General features: G+C 57.2%; 23 protein-coding genes. 4 read left to right on the forward strand and 19 right to left on the reverse strand.

All coding sequences use genetic code 11. The features are described 5' to 3' along the window. Positions 1–95: 95 nt before the first annotated feature. From glmU to rpmH, 19 genes are all read right to left on the reverse strand, one after another. On the reverse strand, positions 96–1,463 hold the full coding sequence (gene glmU, locus HBO24_RS18015) for a bifunctional UDP-N-acetylglucosamine diphosphorylase/glucosamine-1-phosphate N-acetyltransferase GlmU (RefSeq protein ID WP_057439301.1): 1,368 nt from the start codon (positions 1,461–1,463) through the stop codon (positions 96–98). A gap of 123 nt (positions 1,464–1,586) precedes the next feature. After that, positions 1,587–2,003 (reverse strand): F0F1 ATP synthase subunit epsilon, encoded by a 417-nt coding sequence (locus HBO24_RS18020; RefSeq protein ID WP_057439300.1) that lies wholly within the window; start codon positions 2,001–2,003, stop codon positions 1,587–1,589. 44 nt (positions 2,004–2,047) lie between these two features. Next, on the reverse strand, positions 2,048–3,424 hold the full coding sequence (gene atpD / locus HBO24_RS18025; RefSeq protein WP_015886645.1) for a F0F1 ATP synthase subunit beta: 1,377 nt from the start codon (positions 3,422–3,424) through the stop codon (positions 2,048–2,050). Between the two features lie 27 nt (positions 3,425–3,451). Beyond that, a complete protein-coding gene (gene atpG / locus HBO24_RS18030; RefSeq protein WP_057439299.1) occupies positions 3,452–4,312 on the reverse strand; it encodes a F0F1 ATP synthase subunit gamma in 861 nt (286 codons plus the stop codon). Positions 4,313–4,362: 50 nt separating this feature from the next. Next, positions 4,363–5,907, reverse strand: a complete 1,545-nt coding sequence (gene atpA, locus HBO24_RS18035; protein ID WP_029290137.1) for a F0F1 ATP synthase subunit alpha — start codon at positions 5,905–5,907, stop codon at positions 4,363–4,365. Between the two features lie 21 nt (positions 5,908–5,928). Further along, positions 5,929–6,465 carry a F0F1 ATP synthase subunit delta gene (locus HBO24_RS18040; protein WP_057439298.1) on the reverse strand — a complete coding sequence of 179 codons (537 nt, stop codon included), beginning with the start codon at positions 6,463–6,465 and terminating at the stop codon, positions 5,929–5,931. Between the two features lie 12 nt (positions 6,466–6,477). Further along, positions 6,478–6,948, reverse strand: coding sequence for a F0F1 ATP synthase subunit B (locus tag HBO24_RS18045; RefSeq protein WP_008439543.1), 471 nt, complete (start codon positions 6,946–6,948; stop codon positions 6,478–6,480). Between the two features lie 56 nt (positions 6,949–7,004). Beyond that, complete coding sequence (gene atpE / locus HBO24_RS18050; RefSeq protein WP_002555987.1) at positions 7,005–7,262, reverse strand: F0F1 ATP synthase subunit C; 258 nt, start codon at positions 7,260–7,262, stop codon at positions 7,005–7,007. 133 nt (positions 7,263–7,395) lie between these two features. Beyond that, on the reverse strand, positions 7,396–8,265 hold the full coding sequence (gene atpB, locus HBO24_RS18055; protein ID WP_049710820.1) for a F0F1 ATP synthase subunit A: 870 nt from the start codon (positions 8,263–8,265) through the stop codon (positions 7,396–7,398). A 16-nt stretch (positions 8,266–8,281) separates the two neighbouring features. After that, positions 8,282–8,689, reverse strand: a complete 408-nt coding sequence (locus HBO24_RS18060) for a F0F1 ATP synthase subunit I (RefSeq protein ID WP_010565865.1) — start codon at positions 8,687–8,689, stop codon at positions 8,282–8,284. 148 nt (positions 8,690–8,837) lie between these two features. Then, complete coding sequence (locus HBO24_RS18065; RefSeq protein WP_057439295.1) at positions 8,838–9,710, reverse strand: ParB/RepB/Spo0J family partition protein; 873 nt, start codon at positions 9,708–9,710, stop codon at positions 8,838–8,840. A 9-nt stretch (positions 9,711–9,719) separates the two neighbouring features. Next, the gene (locus tag HBO24_RS18070) at positions 9,720–10,517 is read right to left on the reverse strand and encodes a ParA family protein (protein WP_005792605.1); all 798 of its coding nucleotides are present in this window, start codon (positions 10,515–10,517) and stop codon (positions 9,720–9,722) included. Between the two features lie 18 nt (positions 10,518–10,535). Next, positions 10,536–11,180, reverse strand: a complete 645-nt coding sequence (gene rsmG / locus HBO24_RS18075) for a 16S rRNA (guanine(527)-N(7))-methyltransferase RsmG (protein WP_057439294.1) — start codon at positions 11,178–11,180, stop codon at positions 10,536–10,538. Further along, the gene (gene mnmG / locus HBO24_RS18080; RefSeq protein WP_115129449.1) at positions 11,177–13,069 is read right to left on the reverse strand and encodes a tRNA uridine-5-carboxymethylaminomethyl(34) synthesis enzyme MnmG; all 1,893 of its coding nucleotides are present in this window, start codon (positions 13,067–13,069) and stop codon (positions 11,177–11,179) included. Before mnmG ends, rsmG begins: the two co-directional genes overlap by 4 nt. 552 nt (positions 13,070–13,621) lie before the next feature. Next, complete coding sequence (gene mnmE, locus HBO24_RS18085) at positions 13,622–14,992, reverse strand: tRNA uridine-5-carboxymethylaminomethyl(34) synthesis GTPase MnmE (protein ID WP_057439293.1); 1,371 nt, start codon at positions 14,990–14,992, stop codon at positions 13,622–13,624. 79 nt (positions 14,993–15,071) lie between these two features. Then, positions 15,072–16,754, reverse strand: a complete 1,683-nt coding sequence (gene yidC, locus HBO24_RS18090; protein WP_057439292.1) for a membrane protein insertase YidC — start codon at positions 16,752–16,754, stop codon at positions 15,072–15,074. A 2-nt stretch (positions 16,755–16,756) separates the two neighbouring features. Then, positions 16,757–17,002 carry a membrane protein insertion efficiency factor YidD gene (yidD, locus tag HBO24_RS18095; protein WP_010465488.1) on the reverse strand — a complete coding sequence of 82 codons (246 nt, stop codon included), beginning with the start codon at positions 17,000–17,002 and terminating at the stop codon, positions 16,757–16,759. Next, positions 16,995–17,399, reverse strand: coding sequence for a ribonuclease P protein component (gene rnpA / locus HBO24_RS18100; protein ID WP_029290189.1), 405 nt, complete (start codon positions 17,397–17,399; stop codon positions 16,995–16,997). Before rnpA ends, yidD begins: the two co-directional genes overlap by 8 nt. Before the next feature lie 16 nt (positions 17,400–17,415). After that, complete coding sequence (gene rpmH, locus HBO24_RS18105) at positions 17,416–17,550, reverse strand: 50S ribosomal protein L34 (protein WP_003213577.1); 135 nt, start codon at positions 17,548–17,550, stop codon at positions 17,416–17,418. Between the two features lie 585 nt (positions 17,551–18,135). On the opposite strand from rpmH, the gene dnaA reads away from it, so the two are divergent. The 4 genes from dnaA to gyrB are packed head-to-tail and all read left to right on the forward strand — an operon-like array spanning position 18,136 to position 24,345. Then, positions 18,136–19,656 carry a chromosomal replication initiator protein DnaA gene (dnaA, locus tag HBO24_RS18110; protein ID WP_170060066.1) on the forward strand — a complete coding sequence of 507 codons (1,521 nt, stop codon included), beginning with the start codon at positions 18,136–18,138 and terminating at the stop codon, positions 19,654–19,656. A gap of 39 nt (positions 19,657–19,695) precedes the next feature. Beyond that, positions 19,696–20,799, forward strand: a complete 1,104-nt coding sequence (gene dnaN, locus HBO24_RS18115) for a DNA polymerase III subunit beta (RefSeq protein ID WP_057439291.1) — start codon at positions 19,696–19,698, stop codon at positions 20,797–20,799. 20 nt (positions 20,800–20,819) lie between these two features. Next, a complete protein-coding gene (recF, locus tag HBO24_RS18120) occupies positions 20,820–21,923 on the forward strand; it encodes a DNA replication/repair protein RecF (RefSeq protein WP_029290195.1) in 1,104 nt (367 codons plus the stop codon). A 4-nt stretch (positions 21,924–21,927) separates the two neighbouring features. After that, positions 21,928–24,345, forward strand: coding sequence for a DNA topoisomerase (ATP-hydrolyzing) subunit B (gyrB, locus tag HBO24_RS18125; RefSeq protein ID WP_057957871.1), 2,418 nt, complete (start codon positions 21,928–21,930; stop codon positions 24,343–24,345). Positions 24,346–24,403 lie beyond the last annotated feature (58 nt).

A 24,403-nucleotide genomic window follows, 5' to 3' on the forward strand; every position in this document is an offset into this window, starting at 1 on the left:
GTGCATCAGATACACGTTCAGTGACTGAAACTCCGTCTTCGCGAGCAAGCCCGCTCCCACAATGGAATGGCGTTGCTAATGAGGTTGTGGATAACTCAGGTCTTTTTGATTTTGACCGGGCGTTTCCAGCCGTCGATGTTGCGTTGGCGGGCGCGGGCTACTGCCAATTGCGACTTATCCACATCCTGGTTGATGGTTGAGCCTGCCGCGGTGTTTGAACCATCGCCAATGGTGACGGGCGCAATCAGTGAATTGTTGGAGCCGATAAAGACGTCCTCACCAATCGTCGTCTGATACTTGTTGGCACCATCGTAATTGCAGGTAATGGCGCCGGCGCCAATGTTGCTGCGGGCCCCAATCACTGCATCGCCGAGGTAGGCCAGGTGCCCTGCCTTCGCATCGTCGCCCATCCGTGCGTTTTTCAGCTCAACAAAGTTACCCACATGGGCCCTGGCGCCCAGCACGCTGCCCGGGCGCAACCGCGCAAATGGCCCCGCATCGCTGGCCTCACCCATCACCGCACCGTCGATATGGCTGTTGGCCTTGACCACCACGCCTTTGCGCAGGGTGCTGTCCTTGATCACGCAGTTCGGGCCAATCACCACGTCGTCTTCGATGATCACGCGGCCCTCGAGGATCACGTTGATATCAATCAGCACGTCACGGCCCACGGTGACTTCGCCCCGAACGTCGAAACGCGCCGGGTCACGCAGCGTCACCCCCTGCGCCATCAGGCGGCGGCCTTCGCGCAGTTGATAGTGCCGCTCCAGTTCTGCCAGTTGCTTGCGGTCGTTGGCGCCCTGCACTTCCATCGGGTCGTGGGGCTGCTCGGTGGCAACCACCAAGCCATCGCTGACGGCCATTTCAATCACGTCTGTCAGGTAGTACTCGCCCTGAACATTGTTGTTCGACAGGCGGCCCATCCAGTCCGCCAGACGATCGGCCGGTACCGCAAGGATGCCGGTGTTGCCTTCAGTAATCGCCCGTTGTGCTTCGCTGGCATCTTTATGTTCGACGATGGCTGCGACCTTGCCGTCGGCATTGCGCACGATACGGCCATAGCCGGTCGGGTCGTCCAGCTCGACGGTGAGCAGACCCATCTGGCCCGGTACCACGCGCTTGAGCAGGCGCTGCAGGGTTTCCACTTCGATCAGCGGCACATCCCCGTAGAGGATCAGCACGGTGTCGGCCTTGATGAACGGCACAGCTTGCGCGGTGGCATGACCAGTACCCAGTTGCTTGTCCTGCAATACGAAATTCAAGTCGTCGGCTGCCAGACGTTCACGCACCGCGTCGGCCCCGTGGCCAATCACGACGTGGATACGCTGTGGCTCCAGTTGCCGGGCGCTGTGGATAACATGGCCAAGCATGGAGTTACCCGCAACCGGGTGCAGCACTTTGGGCAGGGCAGAACGCATGCGGGTGCCCTGGCCTGCGGCGAGAATGACGATTTCAAGAGACATGAATGGCTACCAATCCTGGGCGGTCCGGCTTCAGACCAAAGAAGTGTTTTGCAAAAAAAGAAAAAGGGTAGCCGAGGCTACCCTTTTTAATCAATCGCGCATGAAGCATGACGGCTTGGCCGCTTACTTCTTGCGGATCTGCTGGAGCGTGCGCAGCTGGGCTGCAGCCTCGGCCAGACGTACAGCAGCAGCGCTGTAGTCGAAGTCCGCACCTTTTTCGTGCAGAGCCTTCTCGGCAGCCTTGACGGCTTCCTGAGCGGAGGCTTCATCCAGGTCGCCAGCACGTTGCACGGTGTCGGCAAGAACCTTGACCATGTTCGGCTGAACTTCGAGGAAACCACCAGAGATGTAGAACACCTCCTTTTCCCCGCCCTGCTTGGTCAGAGTAATCGGACCGGGCTTCAAGCTGGTGATCAGCGGTGCGTGGCCCAAGGCAATACCCAGGTCACCCAACTCGCCGTGTGCAATTACCATCTCTACCAGACCGGAGAAGATTTCCCCTTCCGCGCTGACGATATCGCAATGGACTGTCATAGCCATCTGATTGCCTCAACCTGATGAGCGCCCGTTTCCGGGCGCCTGGATTACAGTTTCTTGGCTTTCTCGATCGCTTCTTCGATGCCACCGACCATGTAGAACGCTTGTTCTGGCAGGTGGTCGTAGTCACCGTTGAGGATGCCTTTGAAGCCAGCAATGGTGTCTTTCAGGGAAACGTATTTACCCGAGGCACCGGTGAAGACTTCAGCCACGAAGAACGGCTGCGACAAGAAGCGCTGGATCTTACGAGCGCGGGATACCAACTGCTTGTCGGTTTCCGACAGTTCGTCCATACCCAGGATCGCAATGATGTCCTTCAGCTCTTTGTAACGCTGCAGCACGTACTGAACGCCGCGAGCGGTGTCGTAGTGCTCCTGGCCGATCACGTTCGGGTCCAGCTGGCGCGAAGTCGAGTCGAGTGGATCGACCGCTGGGTAGATACCCAGGGAAGCGATGTCACGGGACAGTACGACGGTGGCGTCCAAGTGGGCGAAGGTGGTCGCTGGCGACGGGTCAGTCAAGTCATCCGCAGGTACGTATACCGCTTGGATCGACGTGATCGAACCTTCCTTGGTCGAAGTGATACGTTCTTGCAGAACGCCCATCTCTTCAGCCAGGGTCGGCTGGTAACCTACTGCCGAAGGCATACGGCCCAGCAGTGCGGATACTTCAGTACCGGCCAGGGTGTAACGGTAGATGTTGTCGACGAACAACAGAACGTCGTTACCTTCGTCACGGAACTTCTCGGCCATGGTCAGGCCAGTCAGTGCTACGCGCAGACGGTTACCCGGCGGCTCGTTCATCTGACCGTAGACCAGTGCCACTTTGTCCAGAACGTTGGAGTCCTTCATCTCGTGGTAGAAGTCGTTACCCTCACGAGTACGCTCACCCACACCGGCGAACACGGAATAACCGCTGTGCTCGATGGCGATGTTACGGATCAGTTCCATCATGTTTACGGTTTTGCCTACACCGGCACCACCGAACAGACCGACTTTACCGCCTTTGGCGAACGGGCAAACCAGGTCGATAACCTTGATGCCGGTTTCCAGCAGGTCGTTGCCGCCAGCTTGCTCGGCGAACGAAGGTGCTGGACGGTGAATGCCCCAACGCTCTTCGGTATCGATCGGGCCAGCTTCGTCAATCGGGTTGCCCAGTACGTCCATGATCCGGCCCAGGGTCGCTTTACCGACCGGTACGGAAATGGCAGCGCCAGTGTCGACAACGTCCAGACCGCGCTTCAAGCCTTCGGTGGAACCCATCGCAATGGTACGAACTACGCCGTCGCCCAGCTGCTGCTGAACTTCCAGAGTAGTTTCCGCGCCTTGTACTTTCAGCGCGTTGTAGATGCTCGGTACGCTGTCGCGTGGGAATTCCACGTCGATAACGGCGCCGATGATTTGAACGATACGTCCGCTACTCATAGCTGGATCCTCTGAATATTTGAACCGTTAAACCGCGGCAGCGCCGCCGACGATTTCCGAGATCTCTTGGGTGATCGCAGCCTGACGCGCCTTGTTGTAGATCAGCTGCAAATCGCTGATCAGATCACCGGCGTTGTCGGTAGCGTTTTTCATCGCGATCATCCGCGCCGCTTGTTCAGCTGCGTTGTTCTCGACCACCGCCTGGTACACCTGCGACTCCACGTAGCGCACCATCAAGCCGTCAAGCAGCTCTTTGGCGTCTGGTTCGTAGAGGTAGTCCCAGTGGTGCTTGAGTTCCTGATCCGGGGTCGCCACCAGTGGAATCAATTGCTCCACGGTTGGCTGCTGGGTCATGGTGTTGATGAACTTGTTGGATACCACGGACAGGCGGTCGATCCGGCCTTCCAGGTACGCATCCAGCATCACCTTCACACTGCCGATCAAGTCATTGATCGACGGCTCTTCACCCAGGTGGCTGATAGCTGCAACGACGTTACCGCCGAAGTTGCGGAAAAAGGCCGCACCCTTGCTACCAACAACACACAGATCAATCTCGACGCCGTTTTCGCGGTTTACCGCCATGTCCTTGACCAGGGCCTTGAACAGGTTGGTATTCAAACCACCGCACAAACCACGGTCACTGCTCACTACCACATAACCTGCACGCTTGACGGCGCGCTCGATCATGAACGGGTGGCGGTATTCCGGGTTGGCGTTGGCCAGATGCCCAATTACCTGGCGGATACGCTCCGCATAAGGACGGCTAGCCGACATGCGCATTTGTGCCTTGCGCATTTTGCTGACCGCCACTTTCTCCATGGCGCTGGTAATTTTTTGCGTGCTTTTGATGCTCGCAATCTTACTGCGAATCTCTTTTGCGCCTGCCATGTAACACCTATCAGGTTAGCAAGCGGGAGCCTTGCGGCTCCCGCTGCGGCTTACCAGGTTTGGGTGGCCTTGAACTTCTCGATACCGGCTTTCAGGCCAGCGTCGATTTCGTCATTGAAGTCACCCTTCACGTTGATCTTGGCCATCAAATCGGCGTGATCTCGGTTGAAGTAAGCAATCAGCGCTTGTTCAAAGCTGCCGACCTTGGCGATTTCGACGTCAGTCAGGAACCCACGCTCAGCGGCATACAGCGACAGCGACATGTCAGCGATCGACATTGGCGCGTATTGCTTCTGCTTCATCAGCTCGGTAACGCGCTGACCATGCTCAAGTTGCTTACGGGTCGCTTCGTCCAGGTCAGAAGCGAACTGGGCGAATGCCGCCAGTTCACGGTACTGAGCCAGAGCGGTACGGATACCACCGGAGAGCTTCTTGATGATCTTGGTCTGAGCGGCACCACCCACACGGGATACCGAAACACCGGCGTTCACAGCAGGACGGATCCCGGAGTTGAACATGGCCGATTCCAGGAAGATCTGACCGTCGGTGATGGAAATCACGTTGGTCGGAACGAACGCGGAAACGTCGCCAGCCTGGGTTTCGATGATCGGCAGTGCGGTCAGGGAACCGGTTTTGCCGGTCACTGCGCCGTTGGTGAACTTCTCTACGTACTCTTCGGAAACGCGGGATGCGCGCTCCAGCAGACGGGAGTGGAGATAGAACACGTCGCCTGGGTAGGCTTCACGGCCTGGTGGACGGCGCAGCAGCAGGGAAATCTGGCGGTAAGCCACTGCTTGCTTGGACAGATCGTCATAAACGATCAGCGCGTCTTCACCGCGGTCGCGGAAGAATTCACCCATGGTGCAACCGGAGTACGGTGCCAGGAATTGCAGCGCAGGAGATTCCGAAGCACTGGCAGCCACGATGATCGTGTTGGCCAGGGCGCCGTTTTCTTCCAGCTTGCGAACCACGTTGGCGATGGTCGATTGTTTCTGACCGATCGCTACGTAGACGCAGAAAATGCCGCTGTCTTTCTGGTTGATGATCGCGTCGATCGCCAGAGCGGTCTTACCGATCTGACGGTCACCGATGATCAGCTCACGCTGGCCACGGCCGACTGGGATCATGGCATCGACAGCCTTGTAGCCAGTCTGTACAGGCTGGTCTACCGACTTACGCCAGATCACGCCTGGAGCAACTTTCTCGACCGCGTCGGTCTCGGTGTTGCCCAGTGGACCTTTACCGTCAACAGGGTTACCCAGTGCGTCGACAACGCGACCCAGCAGTTCCTTACCAACCGGAACTTCCAGGATGCGGCCTGTGCACTTGGCGCTCATGCCTTCGGCCAGACTGGTGTACGCGCCCAATACAACGGCACCTACGGAGTCTTGCTCCAGGTTGAGGGCCATACCGTAGACGCCGCCCGGAAACTCGATCATCTCGCCGTACATTACGTCGGCCAGACCGTGAATCCGCACGATGCCGTCAGATACGCTGACGACAGTGCCTTCGTTACGGGCTTGGGAGGTCACATCGAGCTTGTCGATGCGGCCCTTGATAATTTCACTTATTTCGGAAGGATTGAGTTGCTGCATTGCTCTGCTGCCCCTTCAAACTCAAGATTTCAATGCTTCGGCAAGATTCGCGAGTTTGCCGCGAATCGAGCCATCGATAACCAGGTCGCCGGCGCGGATGACAACACCCCCAATAAGGGATGGGTCTTCCGCAACTTGCAGGCGCACTTCCCGGTCGAGTCGTGCACTGAGAACCTTGGCGAGTTTGTCTTGCTGTTCTTGGTTCAATGCAAAAGCACTGGTCACTTCAACGTCTACCGACTTCTCTTGCTCGGCCTTGTACAGGTCGAACAGAGCGGCAATCTCCGGCAAAAGCGGGAGACGGTCGTTTTCGGCAACGACGTGGATGAAGTTCTGCACTTTCACATCAAACTTGTCGCCGCACACGTCAATAAACGTGGCGGCCTTGTCTGCGCTCGTCAGTCGCGGGGCCTTGAGCACGCGCTGCATGGTGTCGTCTTGCGACACTGCTGCAGCCAGGCCGAGCATGGCTGACCAAGAGGCCAGCTGCTGGTGGGCCTGGGCGTGCTCGAAGGCTGCCTTAGCGTAAGGTCGGGCCAACGTGGTCAATTCTGCCATGATCGCCCTCGCTTAAATTTCAGCAGCCAGTTTGTTTACCAGCTCCGCGTGCGCGTTTTGATCGATTGTGGCACCCAGGATCTTCTCAGCACCGCCGACGGCCAGAGCACCCAGTTGGGCACGCAGCGCATCTTTGACACCGTTCAATTCCTGTTCGATCTCGGCCTGAGCCTGAACCTTCACACGGTCAGCGTCGATACGGGCTTTTTCAACAGCCTCTTCAACAATCTGGTTACCGCGTTTCTTGGCTTGCTCAATGATTTCAGCTGCCTGAGCCTTCGCTTCGCGCAGTTGCTGACCCGCTTTATCTTGGGCCAACTCCAGGTCGCGAGCTGCTCGTGCGGCAGCGTCCAGTCCATCCGCGATCTTCTTCTGACGTTCGTGCAAAGCCGCGATGACCGGAGGCCATACGAACTTCATGCAGAAAACAACAAAAATCAAGAACGCTAAGGACTGACCAATAATGGTTGCATTAATGTTCACGCCAATACCTCGCTCGTTCGTTGCACAACACACCAATCACTCGAAAAAACGAGTGATTAACCGGCGAGTTGACCAACGAAGGGGTTCGCGAAGGTGAAGAACAGAGCGATACCAACACCGATCATGGTCACGGCGTCGAGCAGGCCGGCAACGATGAACATTTTAACCTGCAGCATTGGAACCATTTCTGGCTGACGCGCGGCGCCTTCCAGGAACTTGCCGCCCAACAGGCCGAAACCAATGGCAGTACCCAGGGCGCCCAGGCCGATCAACAGTGCAACAGCGATAGCGGTTAGACCAACTACAGTTTCCATCTTTCCTCCCGACTTTTACGTCGTATGGTTTAGGTTTTTTAGATTTTAAAGCGGTAAAACAAATCGTTTCATAGCCCTGGTGGGCCACCTTCCCGTTTCACCGGGAAGGACATCAGACTAGTCGAGACTGGTCTTAATGGTTCTCTTCGTGCGCCATCGACAGGTAGACGATGGTCAGCATCATGAAGATAAACGCCTGCAGGGTGATGATCAGGATGTGGAACACAGCCCACGCCCACTGCAGAACAATGCCCAGGCCGCTAAGCCAGAGCAGGCCGCTGCCGAACATCACAGCGATCAGGATGAACACCAGCTCGCCGGCATACATGTTGCCGAACAGTCGCAGAGCCAGGGAAATCGGCTTGGCGATCAGGGTGACAAATTCCAGCAGGAAGTTCACCGGGATCAGCAGGGCTTGAACGAAGATGTTCTTGCTGCCGAACGGGTGCAGGGTCAGTTCGCCGATGAAGCCGCCGATGCCCTTGATCTTGATGCTGTAGAAAATGATCAACGCGAATACCGACAGGGCCATGCCCAGGGTAGCGTTAGGGTCAGTGGTCGATACCGCGCGGAATGGGATGTGCGGGTCGCCGGAGATCAGGATGGCCAACTGAGGAATCCAGTCAACCGGGATCAGGTCGACGGCGTTCATCAGGAACACCCAGACGAAGATGGTCAGTGCCAGCGGTGCAATCACCGGGCTACGACCATGGAAGCTGTCTTTCACGCTGCCATCGACGAATTCGACCAATACTTCAACGAAGTTCTGCAAAGCACCTGGCTGACCGGAAGTCGCCTTCTTTGCCGCCATGCGGAAAATCAGGACGAAGATCAGACCCAATGCGACCGACCAGCCCAGAGTATCCAGGTGGAAAGCCCAGAAGCCCATTTCTTTGGCCTCTGCTGCGGAGTGGGCAAAGCCCCAGCCGCCGTTGGGAAGCTGACCGAAGGTCAGGTTCTGCAAGTGGTGCTGGATATAGCCCGAAGCGGTTGTTTCTGCCATGGTTGCCTCAAACGCCCTAAGGTTTCGAAAGTCTTGTTTTCATCAGCAGGGGAGCGAACCAGCTGACCAGTTGGGTCAACACGAAGACGCCGAATACAGCTAGCGGCGCCAATGGCTTCACACCTGCAAAGGTCAGTGCAAACAGCACTGCCGTCAAAATCAGTTTCCCTGCCTCGCCGGCATAAAAGGACCGGACGATAGCCTGGGCTGCCCGGGCGCCGGAAAACCGAAAGGCCCTGTGAGCAAAATACATATTGGGCAGCAAGGCTATCAGGCCTCCGCAGAGTCCTGAATATCCGGCTACGACCCCATGCCAGTACCAAAGCGCCAATGCGGCGATCAGCAAAATGACAAATTGGGCCAATAAAACCGGAAAAACGGCCAAGCGATGGAACGGCAACGTGTTTGGCGTGCGGGTTTCCATCACTCTTGCTCCTCAATGGTCGGCTGCCGGAAATCAATAACTTGGCATAATTTGTGCCGACAAAATGCGCGCAGAGTATAGGGGCGGTTCTGCCCCTATTCAACTGCCAGGTAGTGATTTCCGACTGCGCGCTACATAAGCAAATGTTTCAGCGGATGTGGGAAAGAACGCCCTGAAGCTCATCAAGGGAGTTATATCCGATAACCAATTGCCCTTTACCCTTCTTGCCGTGGCGAATTTGCACCGCAGAGCCCAGCCGCTCGGCCAGGCGCTGCTCCAGGCGCGCGATATCCGGATCAGTTTTGGTGGGTTCGACCGGTGCAGGTTTACCACTGAGCCACTGCCGAACCAGAGCCTCGGTCTGACGAACGGTGAGACCTCGTGCGACAACGTGTCGCGCCCCTTCAACCTGTTGATTTTCCGGCAACCCGAGCAAAGCGCGGGCATGACCCATTTCCAGGTCGCCATGGGACAGCATGGTCTTGATCACTTCCGGAAGCGCGATCAGGCGCAGCAGGTTGGAAACCGTGACACGGGATTTACCCACCGCGTCGGCCACTTCCTGCTGGGTCAGCTTGAATTCCTGCTGCAAACGCTGCAGGGCAATGGCTTCCTCGATCGGATTGAGGTCCTCACGCTGGATATTCTCGATCAGTGCCATGGCGATGGCCGTTTCATCCGGCACATCGCGCACCATCGCCGGGATGGTTTCCTGGCCGGCCTGCTGGCTGGCGCGCCAGCGGCGTTCACCGGCGATGATTTCAAACCGACCGCCGCCAATGGGGCGTACGACAATCGGCTGCATCACGCCCTGGGCCTTGATCGAGTTCGCCAACTCCTCCAGCGCCTGCGGGTCCATGTCTCGGCGCGGCTGGTACTTGCCACGCTGGATCAGGTCCAGGGGCAGGTGCTGCAGCTCACGGGAGTCGGCCTGCACCGCCTGTTCTTCCAGCGAAGTGACAGTCGGACCACTCAGTAGTGCATCCAGTCCACGTCCGAGACCTCGTTTCTTGACGGCCATGGGGATTCCTTAAGTTGGCTGGGCTGCAGCGGTGCGTGAGTTGCGACGTTGGCGACGAACCATCTCGCCGGCCAGCGCCAGGTAGGCAATGGCACCACGCGATGACTTGTCGTACGCCAGCGCGGGCATGCCATAGCTTGGCGCTTCGGCCAGGCGGATGTTACGCGGGATCACTGTGTCGTAAAGCTGGTCGCCAAAGTGTTCCTTGAGCTGCGCCGACACGTCGTTCATCAGGCTCAGGCGCGGGTCATACATGGTCCGCAGCAGGCCTTCGACCTTCAGGTTCGGGTTGAGCAACTCAGCGATACGCTTGATGTTATCCACAAGGTCGCTCAAGCCTTCGAGGGCGAAGTACTCGCACTGCATGGGGATGATCACCCCATCGGCGGCAACCAGTGCGTTGAGCGTCAGCATCGACAGCGACGGCGGGCAGTCGATCAAAATGTAATCGTAATTCTCGCGGATCGGCGCCAGGGCGCTGCGCAGACGGCTTTCTTTCATCTGCATTTCCAGCAGCACCACTTCCGCCGCGGTCAAATCGCGGTTGGCTGGCAGCAGTTGATAACCGCCGTGCTCGGAATAGTGCATGGCCTGGGCCAGGTCGCACTCGCCTATCAGCAAGTCGTAGACCGAGTTTTCCAGGCCGTGTTTATCCACACCGCTACCCATGGTGGCGTTGCCCTGTGGATCGAGGTCGATCAACAGCACCCGACGCTTGGTAGCGACCAGGGATGCTGCGAGGTTGATGCAGGTGGTGGTTTTACCCACGCCACCTTTCTGGTTCGCTATCGCGAATACCTTAGCCATTCTTGCTTGTGTTCCCAATCATGCCGTGCGGCGCAGTATCAGCAGATGGCGTTGGCCTTGGCAACCGGGTACGGCCAAGGCGTGTTCGCTATCGAGGTGGAAGTCTGCCGGCAATGCTAACAGCTCGTCGCTTGGATGAACGCCCTTCATTGCCAGCCAACGGGTGTTCAGGTCGCCCAAGTGGCGGGTCCAGTTGCTGAAGTTCTCCATGCTGCTGAAGGCCCTGGAAACAATTCCGTTGAAGGGCAGTTCAGGCGTGAAGGCTTCGACCCGGCTGTGGATAACTTGCAGGTTGTCCAGCTTGAGTTCGAGTTTGACCTGGGTCAGGAAACGGGTTTTCTTGCCGTTGCTGTCCAGGCAGGTCACTTGCGACTCGGGAAACAGGATCGCCAACGGGATGCCTGGCATGCCACCACCACTGCCGACGTCCAGCCAGCGGCCGTTTTCGATAAATGGCATCACGCTCAAGCTGTCGAGCAGATGCCGCGAAACCATTTCATCGGGATCGCGCACCGCAGTGAGGTTGTAGGCCTTGTTCCACTTGATCAACAGGGCCAGGTAGCCCAACAGCAATTCGTGCTGGGTTTCGGTCAAGTGCACACCCAACTGGCGTGCACCTGTGGATAACTCTTCGGCGTGTTGCGAGGTGACCAACGAACTCAAGCGCTTTGCTCCAACTGACGGCCCGCGCCGCGTTTTTTCAAATGAATCATCAACAGCGAAATGGCTGCCGGGGTGACTCCCGGGATACGGGAGGCCTGGCCCAGGGTCTCGGGGCGAGTTATCCCCAGCTTGCTTTGAATCTCTTTCGACAGCCCGGAAATACCGGTGTAGTCGATATCCACAGGCAGCTTGGTGTCTTCACTGGCGCGCAGCCGAGCGATCTCGTCCTGCTGGCGGTCAATGTAACCGGCATATTTGGTCTTGATTTCGACCTGCTCGGCCACCTGTGGATCTTCTGCCCCGCCGCCCGTCACTTCGACCAGACCAGCGTAGTCGATTTCCGGACGGGACAGCAGGTTCAGCAGGTTGTACTCGTGGGTCAGTGGCGTGCCGAATTTTTCGGCAATGGCATCGCCCTGCTCCGTGCCCGGGCGGACCCAGGTACTTTTCAGGCGCTGCTCTTCCAGTTCGATGCTTTCGCGTTTTTTGCAGAACGCTTCCCAGCGCGCGTCATCGACCAGGCCCAGCTCACGACCTTTTTCGGTCAGGCGCAGGTCGGCGTTGTCTTCGCGCAGGATCAGGCGATATTCGGCCCGGGAGGTGAACATCCGGTACGGTTCCTGGGTACCCAGGGTAATCAGGTCGTCGACCAACACCCCGATGTACGCTTCATCGCGACGCGGGCACCAGCTGTCTTTGCCCTGGGCGCGCAATGCGGCGTTGGTCCCGGCCAGCAAACCCTGGGCGCCGGCTTCTTCGTAACCGGTGGTGCCGTTGATTTGCCCGGCGAAGAACAGGCCGCCGATCACCTTGGTTTCCAGGCTGTATTTCAAGTCCCGTGGATCAAAGTAGTCGTACTCGATGGCGTAGCCCGGACGCACGATATGAGCGTTTTCCATGCCGCGAATCGACTGCACGATCTGAATTTGCACGTCGAACGGCAGGGAAGTGGAAATCCCGTTCGGGTACAGCTCGTGGGTCGTCAAACCTTCCGGCTCGATGAAGACCTGGTGGCTTTCCTTGTCGGCAAAGCGGTGGATCTTGTCTTCGATCGACGGGCAGTAACGCGGGCCAATACCTTCGATCACCCCGGAATACATCGGCGAACGATCGAGGTTGGCGGCGATGATTTCGTGGGTACGCGCATTGGTGTGGGTAATCCAGCAGCTCACCTGTTTGGGGTGCTGCTCCTTGGAACCCATGAATGACATTACCGGGATAGGCGTATCCCCGGCCTGTTCGGTCATCACCGAGAAATCCACAGAACGCCCGTCGATACGCGGCGGGGTCCCGGTTTTCAGGCGACCGACACGCAGTGGCAGTTCGCGAAGGCGATGAGCGAGGGCAATCGACGGCGGATCACCGGCGCGACCACCGGAATAGTTCTGCATTCCGATGTGGATAAGTCCACCGAGGAAGGTCCCCGTGGTCAGCACCACGGATTCTGCGAAGAAACGCAGACCCATCTGGGTGACAACACCGCGCACCTGGTCCTGCTCGACGATCAGATCATCCGCTGCCTGTTGAAATATCCACAGGTTGGGTTGGTTTTCCAGGGTTTCGCGTACCGCAGCCTTGTACAAAATGCGGTCGGCTTGTGCCCGAGTAGCACGCACGGCCGGGCCTTTGCGGCTGTTGAGCACGCGAAATTGAATACCACCTTTGTCGGTAGCCATGGCCATCACACCGCCAAGGGCGTCGATTTCCTTGACCAGGTGGCTCTTGCCGATCCCACCAATGGCGGGGTTGCAACTCATGGCACCGAGGGTTTCCACGTTGTGCGTCAGCAATAGGGTTTTGACCCCCATGCGGGCTGACGCCAGTGCTGCCTCGGTACCGGCATGACCGCCGCCGATGACGATCACTTCAAAACGGGAAGGGAAATCCACCACGCACCTCGTGCCTGCTTATGTAGGTAATTAGGAATTGATTAGTTGAGCTGGTTTTAGAGCTTTGGCGGCAAGTATAGGGACTTAGCCCTTCCTAAAGAACCCTTTGCACAAAATTTAACCAGCTGTGGATGAATCACAGACAATAGAAATTAAAAGAGAGAAATTTATTAAATCTTTGTTTTTATGTTTATTTCTACTGAGCCTACTTTCTGTGGATAGATTGCTACAGCCCTTTATTTACGATGTGTACAGAGATTCAAAAGTCTGTGGTTAGGTGGCAAGGAGGCCCTTGGATAAGTGCTTTAAGCCTGTGGATTAAACAGGTGGTTATCCACAGAGGGGTTTTTACTCAGGTTTCGAGCCCTGTTATCAACTGGGCACAGGGGCGGTTATTCACAGGGCTTAATCCACAGAAAAGCCTCAGCCGCGGTAAATTTCGCCCACGGCAAGGCCACCTCGGGGCGAGGTTATTGTCAGAAAATACGCGGGAGTGTCCTGAAACGGACAAAACAGACAGGCACGAATGGCCTGTCTGTGAACAACGAAGGGCTATTTACCGATGCAGAAACTGGAAAAGATCCTGCCGAGCAGGTCATCGGAACTGAATGCCCCGGTAATCTCCCCCAGAAGCTGCTGTGCCTGACGCAAATCCTCGGCCAGAAGCTCTCCTGCCCCTGCCAGGGTCAACTGCGCACGGCCGTGCTCAAGGGCGGCACTGGCATGGCGCAGGGCTTCCAGATGCCTGCGGCGAGCACTGAAGCTGCTTTCCGAGGTCTGTTCGTAGCCCATGCAGGCCTTGAGGTGGTCGCGCAGCAGCTCCAGGCCATCACCGGCAGACTTGGCGCTGAGGCTGATGGTGACATGGCCATCTTCGCTGACCTCCAGGGCAATCGCCTCACCCGTGAGGTCCGCCTTGTTGCGAATCAGCGTGACTTTGGCCGGATCAGGCCGCTGTTCAAGGAATTCTGGCCACAGGGCAAAAGGATCGACGGCCTCCGGCGCGGTGGCATCCACCACCAGCAGCACCCGATCAGCTTCACCGATAGCCTTTAGCGCCCGTTCCACACCGATTTTTTCCACCTGGTCATCGGTATCACGCAAACCGGCGGTATCGACCACGTGCAGTGGCATACCATCAATGTGGATATGTTCGCGCAGGATATCCCGGGTAGTACCTGCAATCTCGGTAACAATCGCCGCCTCACGCCCTGCCAGGGCATTGAGCAGGCTGGACTTGCCAGCGTTGGGCCGGCCGGCAATCACCACGGTCATGCCGTCGCGCAGCAGTGCGCCCTGCCCGGCCTCCTTCAAAACTGTGGATAACTCGTCCCGCACTTTGTCCAGCATGGCCAGGACATGGCCATCGGCAAGAAAATCGATTTCTTCTTCCGGAAAATCAATCGCCGCCTCGACATAGATGCGCAAACTGATCAATTGCTCGGTGAGGTTATGCACACGCAGGGAAAACGCCCCCTGCAATGAGCGCAGGGCATTGCGCGCAGCCTGTGCAGAACTGGCCTCGATCAAATCGGCAATCGCCTCAGCCTGGGCCAGGTCGAGCTTGTCATTGAGAAACGCGCGCTCGCTGAATTCACCAGGCCGTGCAAGACGGCAGCCCAACTGCAGGCAACGCTGTAGCAGCATGTCGAGGACGATAGGCCCGCCATGTCCCTGCAGTTCCAGCACATCTTCACCGGTGAACGAGTTTGGGCCCGGGAAATACAGGGCCAGGCCCTCATCCAGTACCTCAAGATCCTCGCCGAAGAAAGGCCCGTAATGCGCATACCGGGGTTTGAGCTCACGGCCACTGATCGCTTTAGCGGCAATGCCGGCAAGCGGTCCGGAAATTCGAACGATACCGACACCGCCCCGGCCCTGAGCGGTGGCGACGGCAGCGATGGTTTCACGAGGAGCGCTCATCAGCGGTTTCCCAGACAAAAGTGACAGAATGCAAAACGCCCCACGAGGGGGCGTCTTGAGTGGTTATCCACAGAGTAAGTTACGCCTCGGCTTTTTTGGCAGCCGCTTCGATCTTACGTGTGATGTACCACTGTTGAGAGATCGACAACACGTTGTTGACCACCCAGTACAGAACCAGACCAGCCGGGAACCACAGGAAGAAGAAGGTGAAGATGATTGGCATCATTTTCATCACCTTGGCCTGCATCGGATCCGGAGGTGTTGGGTTCAGACGCTGCTGGATGAACATGGTGGCGCCCATGATGATCGGCAGGATAAAGAACGGGTCTTTGATCGACAAGTCAGTTATCCACAGCATGAACGGCGCCTGGCGCATTTCCACGCTTTCCAGGAGTACCCAGTACAGCGACAGGAACACCGGCATCTGCACCAGAATCGGCAAGCATCCACCCAGCGGGTTGATCTTCTCTTTCTTGTACAGCTCCATCATGGCTTGCGACATTTTCTGCCGGTCATCGCCATGTTGCTCTTTCAACGCAGCCAGTTTCGGTGCAACGGCGCGCATACGGGCCATCGATTTGTAGCTGGCGGCCGACAGCGGGAAGAAAATCCCCTTGATCAGCATGGTCAGGAAGATGATCGACCAGCCCCAGTTACCGACGATGCTGTGGATATGTTGCAGCAACCAGAAGATTGGCTGGGCAATGAACCACAGGATGCCGTAATCCACAGTCAGTTCCAGACCTGGGGATAACTCCTTGAGGACAGCCTGGCTTTTCGGGCCGGCATACAAGGTGGCGCTGGTTTCAGCTTTGGCACCTGGTGCAACGGTCAACGCCGGGCCAGTGAAACCAATGATGTAGTTACCCTGGTTGTCCTTGCGGGTCTGGACCAGGTTGGCTTCGCCCCTGTTCGGGATCCACGCGGTTACAAAGTAGTGTTGCAGCCAGGCTACCCAACCACCTTGTACTGTTTCTTTCAGCGCGCCCTTGTCGATGTCTTTCATCGACACTTTTTTGTACGGCTCGTTACTTGTCCACAGGGCGGCGCCCAGGTAAGTCGCGGTGCCGGTGGCAGTGCTGGAAGACGGATCGGAGCTGCCATCACGCTTGAGCTGGGCAAACAGGTTGCCTGTCCAGGCCTTTTCGCTGGTGTTGTCGATCAGGTAAGTGACTTTCAGATCGTACAAACCGCGCGTGAAGCTGAAGCGCTTGATGTAATTGACGCCGTCGTGACTGAATTTCAGGTCGACGTTCAACTGGTTTTGGCCATCAGCCAGTTGATAAGTCTTCTGTTCGGTCGAATAAACCGGACGACCGGTAGCACGAGCATCAGGACCATCAGTGCCAGTCAGGCCGCTTTGTGCCAGATAAACACGCTCGCCACCATTGTCGAACAACTGGAAAGGAACATCCGGATGGTCTTGGCGACGTGGGTACAGTGGCAATTTCAGCTGGGCGATATCGCCGCCCTGTGGATCGATCGCCAGGTCCAGTACATCCGTTTTGACGTGGATGAGGTCTTTATTGGTGATGACCGCGTTATCTACAGGGGTGCTGGTATCGGCATTCGCGCTGGGTACATCGGCACTGGCGGAAGCATTGTTACCCAACGGTGCATCTGCAATAGCAGGAGCAGACTGATTGGTAGCAACATTCTGAGTCGGCAGGGCAGCCTGGCCATAGTCCTGGTTCCATTTCAGAACCATAACGTAGGACACGATTGCCAGGGCGACGATCAGGATCGTGCGTTTAATATCCATGATTACTCGGCCATCGAAGAAGAACGGGAGGTAGGGATAGGCGGAACCGGGTCATAACCACCGGGATTCCACGGATGACAGCGACCTAAACGACGAAAGGTCAGCCAGCCACCGCGCAGAAGGCCATGATTTTCTATGGCTTCATACGCGTAGCAGGAACAACTGGGGTAGAAACGACAGTGGCTGGCCATCAGCGGACTAATGGCATAGCGGTAAAACTGGATCGGAACGAGGGCCAGTTTACGCATCAGTGCTGTCTACCCCTACAGTTTCGGGGCTGACTGCTGGAGTCGGCTTGCTGGTGCGAGCCAAACGTTTCCAGAGCTTGCCGAAATGCTGAATCAATTCGGGGTTTTCTACGTCCCCCAAGCCTTTGCGCGCGACGATAACAATATCCCAACCAACCAGAGTGTCCTGGTGGAGGCGAAACGATTCGCGCATCAGACGCTTGAGGCGATTGCGCTCAACGGAGAGCTTTACGCTCTTCTTGCCGATCACCAACCCGAGACGGGGGTGATCCAGATCGTTGTTACGCGCAAGGAGCAGGAGATTTTTCCCCGGAACCTTGCCGGTGGGGGAGTCAAAGACTGCCTTGAAGTGCCGGGGGGTTAGCAGACGCTTTTCCCGACTGAAGTCCTGACTCACCACCAGTACCGGATTATCAAACTGCCAGACGCGCACGACCTTTGGCGCGGCGACGCGACAGGACAGCACGGCCGTTCTTGGTAGCCATGCGAGCACGGAAACCGTGGGTACGGGCGCGTTTGATGGTGCTTGGTTGGAAAGTACGTTTCATGGCGTGTTACCTGGTTCGTCCACAACGGGCCGGAATGGCCCCCGTTTTAAGAGACCGGGGATTCTAGAGAAAGCAAGCCTCTAGGTCAATTTCCAACCAGCTATTCCTTCAATTAGATATCTGAGGGCATCGAGACCGATTCCGGGCGGTTCGACTTTGACGAGCAATGCCATAGATATAAAAATAAAGAAGGAAGTTATTTAAAGCTTTTCTGTAAAGCTTATAAAAGCTAGGGACGCGATCTTCTGTGGATAACTGCCTTGAGGCCATATTCCACGTGCTGTACAGAGAATGACAACACGGGGGAGAAACGGTGCTCTGCCTGTGCTGCACTATCGGATAAGCTGTGTGTGGAATGGACAGTTATCCACAGGCCAGTTACCCACAGACTTTCGCCCCCACTTGTACAACGAGCTTAGGGGCGCTTATCCACAGAGCTTATGCACAGACCATTTGTCGCCTTTTTTACGCTTAAGGCATTGATTCTTGGCGGCCTCTGAGCAAGCTACATGTGGATAAGTGGACCGCTCGCCGCTACAATGGCGGCTGTTTTTGCCTCACCGGCTTTCAACTTAGGGGATATCCGTGTCAGTGGAACTTTGGCAGCAGTGCGTGGAGCTTTTGCGCGATGAGCTGCCTGCCCAGCAATTCAACACCTGGATCCGTCCACTACAGGTCGAAGCCGAAGGCGACGAGTTGCGTGTCTACGCACCCAATCGTTTTGTTCTCGACTGGGTCAACGAGAAGTACCTGAGCCGCGTTCTCGAATTGTTCGACGAACATGGCAACGGGATGGCTCCAGCACTCTCCTTATTAATAGGCAGCAAACGCAGCTCCGCCCCTCGCGCCGCGCCTAATGCGCCGCTGGCCGCCGCTGCATCGCACGCCCAGGCCGCTGCGGTGCCGGTTAACCACGCCCCCGCCCCCGCTGCGCCCGCCCCGAGCAAATCGGTGGCGCAAAAAAATGCGCCAGTGAGTGAAGAGCCGTCCCGCGACAGCTTTGACCCGATGGCGGGAGCCAGCTCGCAGCAGGCGCCGGTACGCGCCGAACAGCGTACGGTCCAGGTCGAAGGCGCGCTCAAGCACACCAGCTACCTGAACCGCACCTTTACCTTTGAAAACTTCGTCGAAGGTAAATCCAACCAGCTGGCCCGCGCTGCGGCCTGGCAGGTGGCCGACAATCCCAAGCACGGTTACAACCCGCTCTTCCTTTATGGCGGCGTTGGCTTGGGTAAGACGCACTTGATGCACGCTGTGGGTAACCACCTATTAAAGAAGAACCCGAATGCCAAGGTCGTGTACCTGCACTCGGAGCGCTTCGTGGCCGACATGGTCAAGGCGTTGCAACTCAATGCAATCAACGAATTCAAACGCTTCTACCGCTCCGTCGACGCACTGCTGATTGATGACATTCAATTCTTCGCGCGCAAGGAACGTTCCCAGGAAGAGTTTTTCCACACGTTCAACGCCCTGCTTGAAGGTGGCCAGCAGGTCATCCTCACCAGTGACCGGTACCCGAAGGAAATCGAAGGTCTGGAAGAGCGCCTCAAATCGCGCTTCGGCTGGGGCCTGACTGTTGCGGTAGAGCCGCCGGAACTGGAAACCCGGGTCGCGATCCTGATGAAGAAGGCCGATCAGGCGAAAGTCGATCTGCCTCACGACGCGGCGTTCTTCATTGCCCAGCGCATTCGCTCCAACGTGCGTGAGCTCGAAGGCGCGCTCAAGCGGGTCATCGCTCACTCGCACTTCATGGGTCGCGACATCACCATTGAGTTGATTCGCGAATCCCTGAAAGACTTGTTGGCGCTACAAGACAAGCTGGTCAGTGTGGATAACATTCAACGCACGGTGGCCGAGTACTACAAGATCAAGATTTCCGACCTGCTGTCCAAGCGCCGCTCGCGCTCGGTAGCGCGTCCCCGTCAGGTGGCCATGGCGCTCTCCAAGGAGCTGACCAACCACAGCCTGCCGGAAATTGGCGATGTGTTTGGTGGTCGCGACCACACCACGGTCTTGCACGCGTGCCGCAAGATCAACGAACTTAAGGAATCCGACGCGGATATTCGCGAGGACTACAAGAACCTGCTGCGTACACTGACAACGTGATGAACACCAGCGCAGCTTATTAAGGCAAGGGACTAGACCATGCATTTCACCATTCAACGCGAAGCCCTGTTGAAACCCCTGCAACTGGTCGCAGGCGTCGTCGAGCGCCGACAGACCTTGCCGGTACTTTCCAACGTATTGTTGGTTGTCGAAGGCCAGCAGCTGTCGTTGACCGGTACCGACCTGGAAGTCGAACTGGTTGGTCGTGTACAGCTGGAAGAACCCGCCGAGCCCGGTGAGATCACCGTGCCTGCGCGCAAGCTGATGGATATCTGCAAAAGCCTGCCCAACGACGCGCTGATCGACATCAAGGTCGATGAGCAGAAGTTGGTGGTCAAGGCCGGCCGCAGTCGTTTCACCCTGTCGACCTTGCCGGCCAATGACTTCCCGACGGTGGAAGAAGGTCCAGGTTCGCTGACCTGCAGCCTGGAGCAAAGCCGCCTGCGCCGTTTGATCGAGCGCACCAGCTTCGCCATGGCCCAGCAGGACGTGCGTTACTACCTCAACGGCATGCTGCTGGAAGTCTCCGAAGGCATCATCCGTGCTGTGGCCACCGACGGTCACCGCCTGGCAATGTGTTCGATGAAGGCCGATATCGGCCAGCCGGACCGCCACCAGGTGATTGTGCCGCGCAAAGGTATCCTCGAACTGGCGCGCCTGCTCACCGAGCCGGACGGTAACGTCAGCATCGTCCTGGGCCAGCACCATATCCGTGCCACCACGGGAGAGTTCACCTTCACCTCCAAACTGGTAGACGGCAAGTTCCCGGACTACGAGCGCGTGTTGCCCAAGGGTGGCGACAAGCTGGTGATCGGTGATCGCCAGGCGCTGCGTGAAGCGTTCAGCCGTACAGCGATTCTTTCCAACGAGAAGTACCGGGGTATTCGCCTGCAATTGGCCAACGGCCAGCTGAAAATCCAGGCCAACAACCCGGAGCAGGAAGAAGCGGAAGAAGAAGTGGGCGTCGACTACAACGGCGGTTCCCTGGAAATTGGCTTCAACGTGAGCTACCTGCTGGACGTGCTGGGTGTGATGACCACCGAGCAGGTGCGTCTGATCCTGTCGGACTCTAACAGCAGCGCCCTGGTGCAAGAATCCGATAACGACGACTCGGCTTACGTTGTTATGCCGATGCGCCTGTAATCATGCTCAGCAGAAGCTAGATGTCCCTCAGTCGCGTCTCGGTCACCGCGGTGCGCAATCTGCACCCGGTGACCTTCTCCCCCTCCCCCCGCATCAATATCCTCCATGGCGCCAACGGCAGTGGCAAAACCAGCGTGCTGGAAGCCATTCACTTACTGGGTCTGGCTCGTTCCTTTCGCAGTGCCCGCCTGTTACCCGTGATTCAGTACGAACAATTGGCGTGCACCGTGTTTGGCCAGGTTGAACTGGCGCAAGGCGGGCATAGTAGCCTGGGGATATCCCGTGATCGTCAAGGGGAGTTCCAGATCCGTATAGATGGGCAGAATGCGCGCAGTGCCGCACAACTGGCGGAAATTTTGCCCCTGCAATTGATCAACCCTGACAGCTTCCGCTTGTTGGAAGGTGCACCAAAAATCCGCCGGCAGTTCCTCGATTGGGGAGTGTTCCACGTGGAACCGCGGTTCATGGCCACGTGGCAGCGCCTGCAGAAGGCCCTGCGGCAGCGGAACTCATGGCTGCGGCATGGTACACTTGACGCCGCTTCGCAAGCGGCCTGGGACCGTGAACTGTGCCTGGCCAGCGACGAAATAGATGAATACCGCCGCACTTATATCAAAGCCTTGAAACCAGTCTTTGAACAGACCTTGAGTGAGTTGTTGGAACTCGAGGGCCTGACGCTGAGTTACTACCGTGGTTGGGACAAAGAGCGTGACTTGAGTGCAGTACTCGCCACCTCTTTGCAACGGGATCAGCAAATTGGCCACACCCAGGCAGGACCACAACGGGCTGATTTGCGCCTTAGGTTAGGCGCACATAATGCCGCGGATATCTTGTCCCGTGGCCAGCAGAAGTTGGTGGTGTGCGCGCTGCGTATCGCTCAGGGGCACTTGGTTAGCCAGGCCCGGCGCGGTCAGTGTATTTATCTGGTGGATGACTTGCCGTCCGAATTGGATGAGCAACACCGCCGCGCGCTATGCCGCTTGTTGGAAGACTTACGCTGCCAGGTATTTATTACCTGTGTAGACCACGAATTATTGAGGGAAGGCTGGCAGACGGAAACGCCAGTCGCTTTGTTCCACGTGGAACAAGGCCGTATCACCCAGACCCACGACCATCGGGAGTGAAGGCATGAGCGAAGAAAACACGTACGACTCGACCAGCATTAAAGTGCTGAAAGGTTTGGATGCCGTACGCAAACGTCCCGGTATGTACATTGGCGACACCGATGATGGTAGCGGTCTGCACCACATGGTGTTCGAAGTGGTCGACAACTCCATCGACGAAGCGCTCGCCGGTCATTGCGACGACATCAGTATCATCATCCATCCGGATGAATCCATCACCGTACGCGACAACGGTCGCGGCATTCCGGTAGATGTGCATAAAGAAGAAGGCGTATCGGCAGCAGAGGTCATCATGACCGTGCTGCACGCCGGCGGTAAGTTTGACGACAACTCCTATAAAGTCTCCGGCGGTTTGCACGGTGTAGGTGTGTCGGTGGTAAACGCCCTGTCGGAAGAACTGATCCTCACCGTTCGCCGCAGCGGCAAGATCTGGGAACAGACCTACGTGCATGGCGTGCCTCAGGCACCGATGGCAATCGTCGGTGATAGCGAAACCACCGGTACCCAGATTCACTTCAAGCCCTCGGCTGACACGTTCAAAAATATCCACTTCAGTTGGGACATCCTGGCCAAGCGGATTCGTGAACTGTCCTTCCTCAACTCCGGTGTGGGTATCGTCCTCAAGGATGAGCGCAGCGGCAAGGAAGAGCTGTTCAAGTACGAAGGTGGCCTGCGTGCGTTCGTTGAATACCTGAACACCAACAAGACTGCGGTCAACCAGGTGTTCCACTTCAACATCCAGCGTGAAGACGGCATCGGCGTGGAAATCGCCCTGCAGTGGAACGACAGCTTCAACGAGAACCTGTTGTGCTTCACCAACAACATTCCTCAGCGCGATGGCGGTACTCACCTGGTGGGTTTCCGTTCCGCACTGACGCGTAACCTGAACACCTACATCGAAGCTGAAGGCTTGGCGAAGAAGCACAAAGTCGCCACCACCGGTGACGATGCCCGTGAAGGCCTGACCGCGATTATTTCGGTCAAGGTTCCGGATCCGAAGTTCAGCTCCCAGACCAAAGACAAGCTGGTTTCTTCTGAAGTGAAGACCGCCGTCGAACAGGAAATGGGCAAATACTTCTCCGACTTCCTGCTGGAAAACCCCAACGAAGCCAAGCTGGTCGTCGGCAAGATGATCGACGCGGCACGGGCTCGTGAAGCGGCGCGTAAAGCCCGTGAAATGACCCGCCGTAAAGGTGCACTGGATATCGCTGGCCTGCCGGGCAAACTGGCGGACTGCCAGGAGAAGGACCCTGCCCTTTCCGAACTGTACCTGGTGGAAGGTGACTCTGCTGGCGGTTCCGCCAAGCAGGGTCGCAACCGTCGCACCCAGGCCATCCTGCCGTTGAAGGGTAAGATCCTCAACGTTGAGAAAGCCCGTTTCGACAAGATGATTTCCTCTCAGGAAGTCGGCACCTTGATCACTGCCCTGGGCTGTGGCATTGGTCGCGACGAGTACAACATCGACAAGCTGCGCTACCACAACATCATCATCATGACCGATGCTGACGTCGACGGCTCGCACATCCGCACCCTGCTGCTGACCTTCTTCTTCCGTCAGTTGCCGGAGCTGATCGAGCGTGGCTATATCTACATCGCTCAGCCGCCGTTGTACAAAGTGAAAAAGGGCAAGCAAGAGCAATACATCAAAGACGACGACGCCATGGAAGAGTACATGACGCAGTCGGCCCTGGAAGACGCCAGCCTGCACTTGAACGACGAAGCCCCGGGCATCTCCGGTGGGGCGCTGGAGCGCCTGGTAAACGACTTCCGCATGGTGATGAAGACCCTCAAGCGTTTGTCGCGCCTGTACCCTCAGGAGCTGACCGAGCACTTCATCTACCTGCCGGCCGTGAGCCTGGAACAGCTGGGCGATCACGCAGCCATGCAGGATTGGCTGGCCCAGTACGAAGTGCGCCTGCGCACCGTCGAGAAGTCGGGCCTGGTGTACAAAGCCAGCCTGCGTGAAGACCGTGAACGTAATGTCTGGCTGCCAGAGGTCGAACTGATCTCCCACGGCCTGTCGAACTACGTCACCTTCAACCGCGATTTCTTCGGCAGCAATGACTACAAGACTGTGGTTACCCTCGGCGCGCAGTTGAGCACGCTGTTGGACGACGGCGCTTATATTCAGCGTGGCGAACGCAAGAAACAGGTCAAAGAGTTCAAGGAAGCCCTGGACTGGTTGATGGCAGAAAGCACTAAGCGTCACACCATCCAGCGATACAAAGGTCTGGGCGAAATGAACCCGGATCAGCTGTGGGAAACCACCATGGACCCAGCCCAGCGTCGCATGCTGCGTGTGACCATCGAAGACGCCATTGGCGCGGACCAGATCTTCAACACCCTGATGGGTGATGCGGTCGAGCCACGTCGTGACTTCATCGAGAGCAATGCCTTGGCAGTGTCCAACCTGGACTTCTGATAACGCCATTGCGAAACCAAAAAAGGCCAACGTTTAACGTTGGCCTTTTTTATTGCCC

Source organism: Pseudomonas sp. WS 5410, assembly GCF_012985645.1.
GTDB classification, from domain to species: domain Bacteria; phylum Pseudomonadota; class Gammaproteobacteria; order Pseudomonadales; family Pseudomonadaceae; genus Aquipseudomonas; species Aquipseudomonas shahriarae.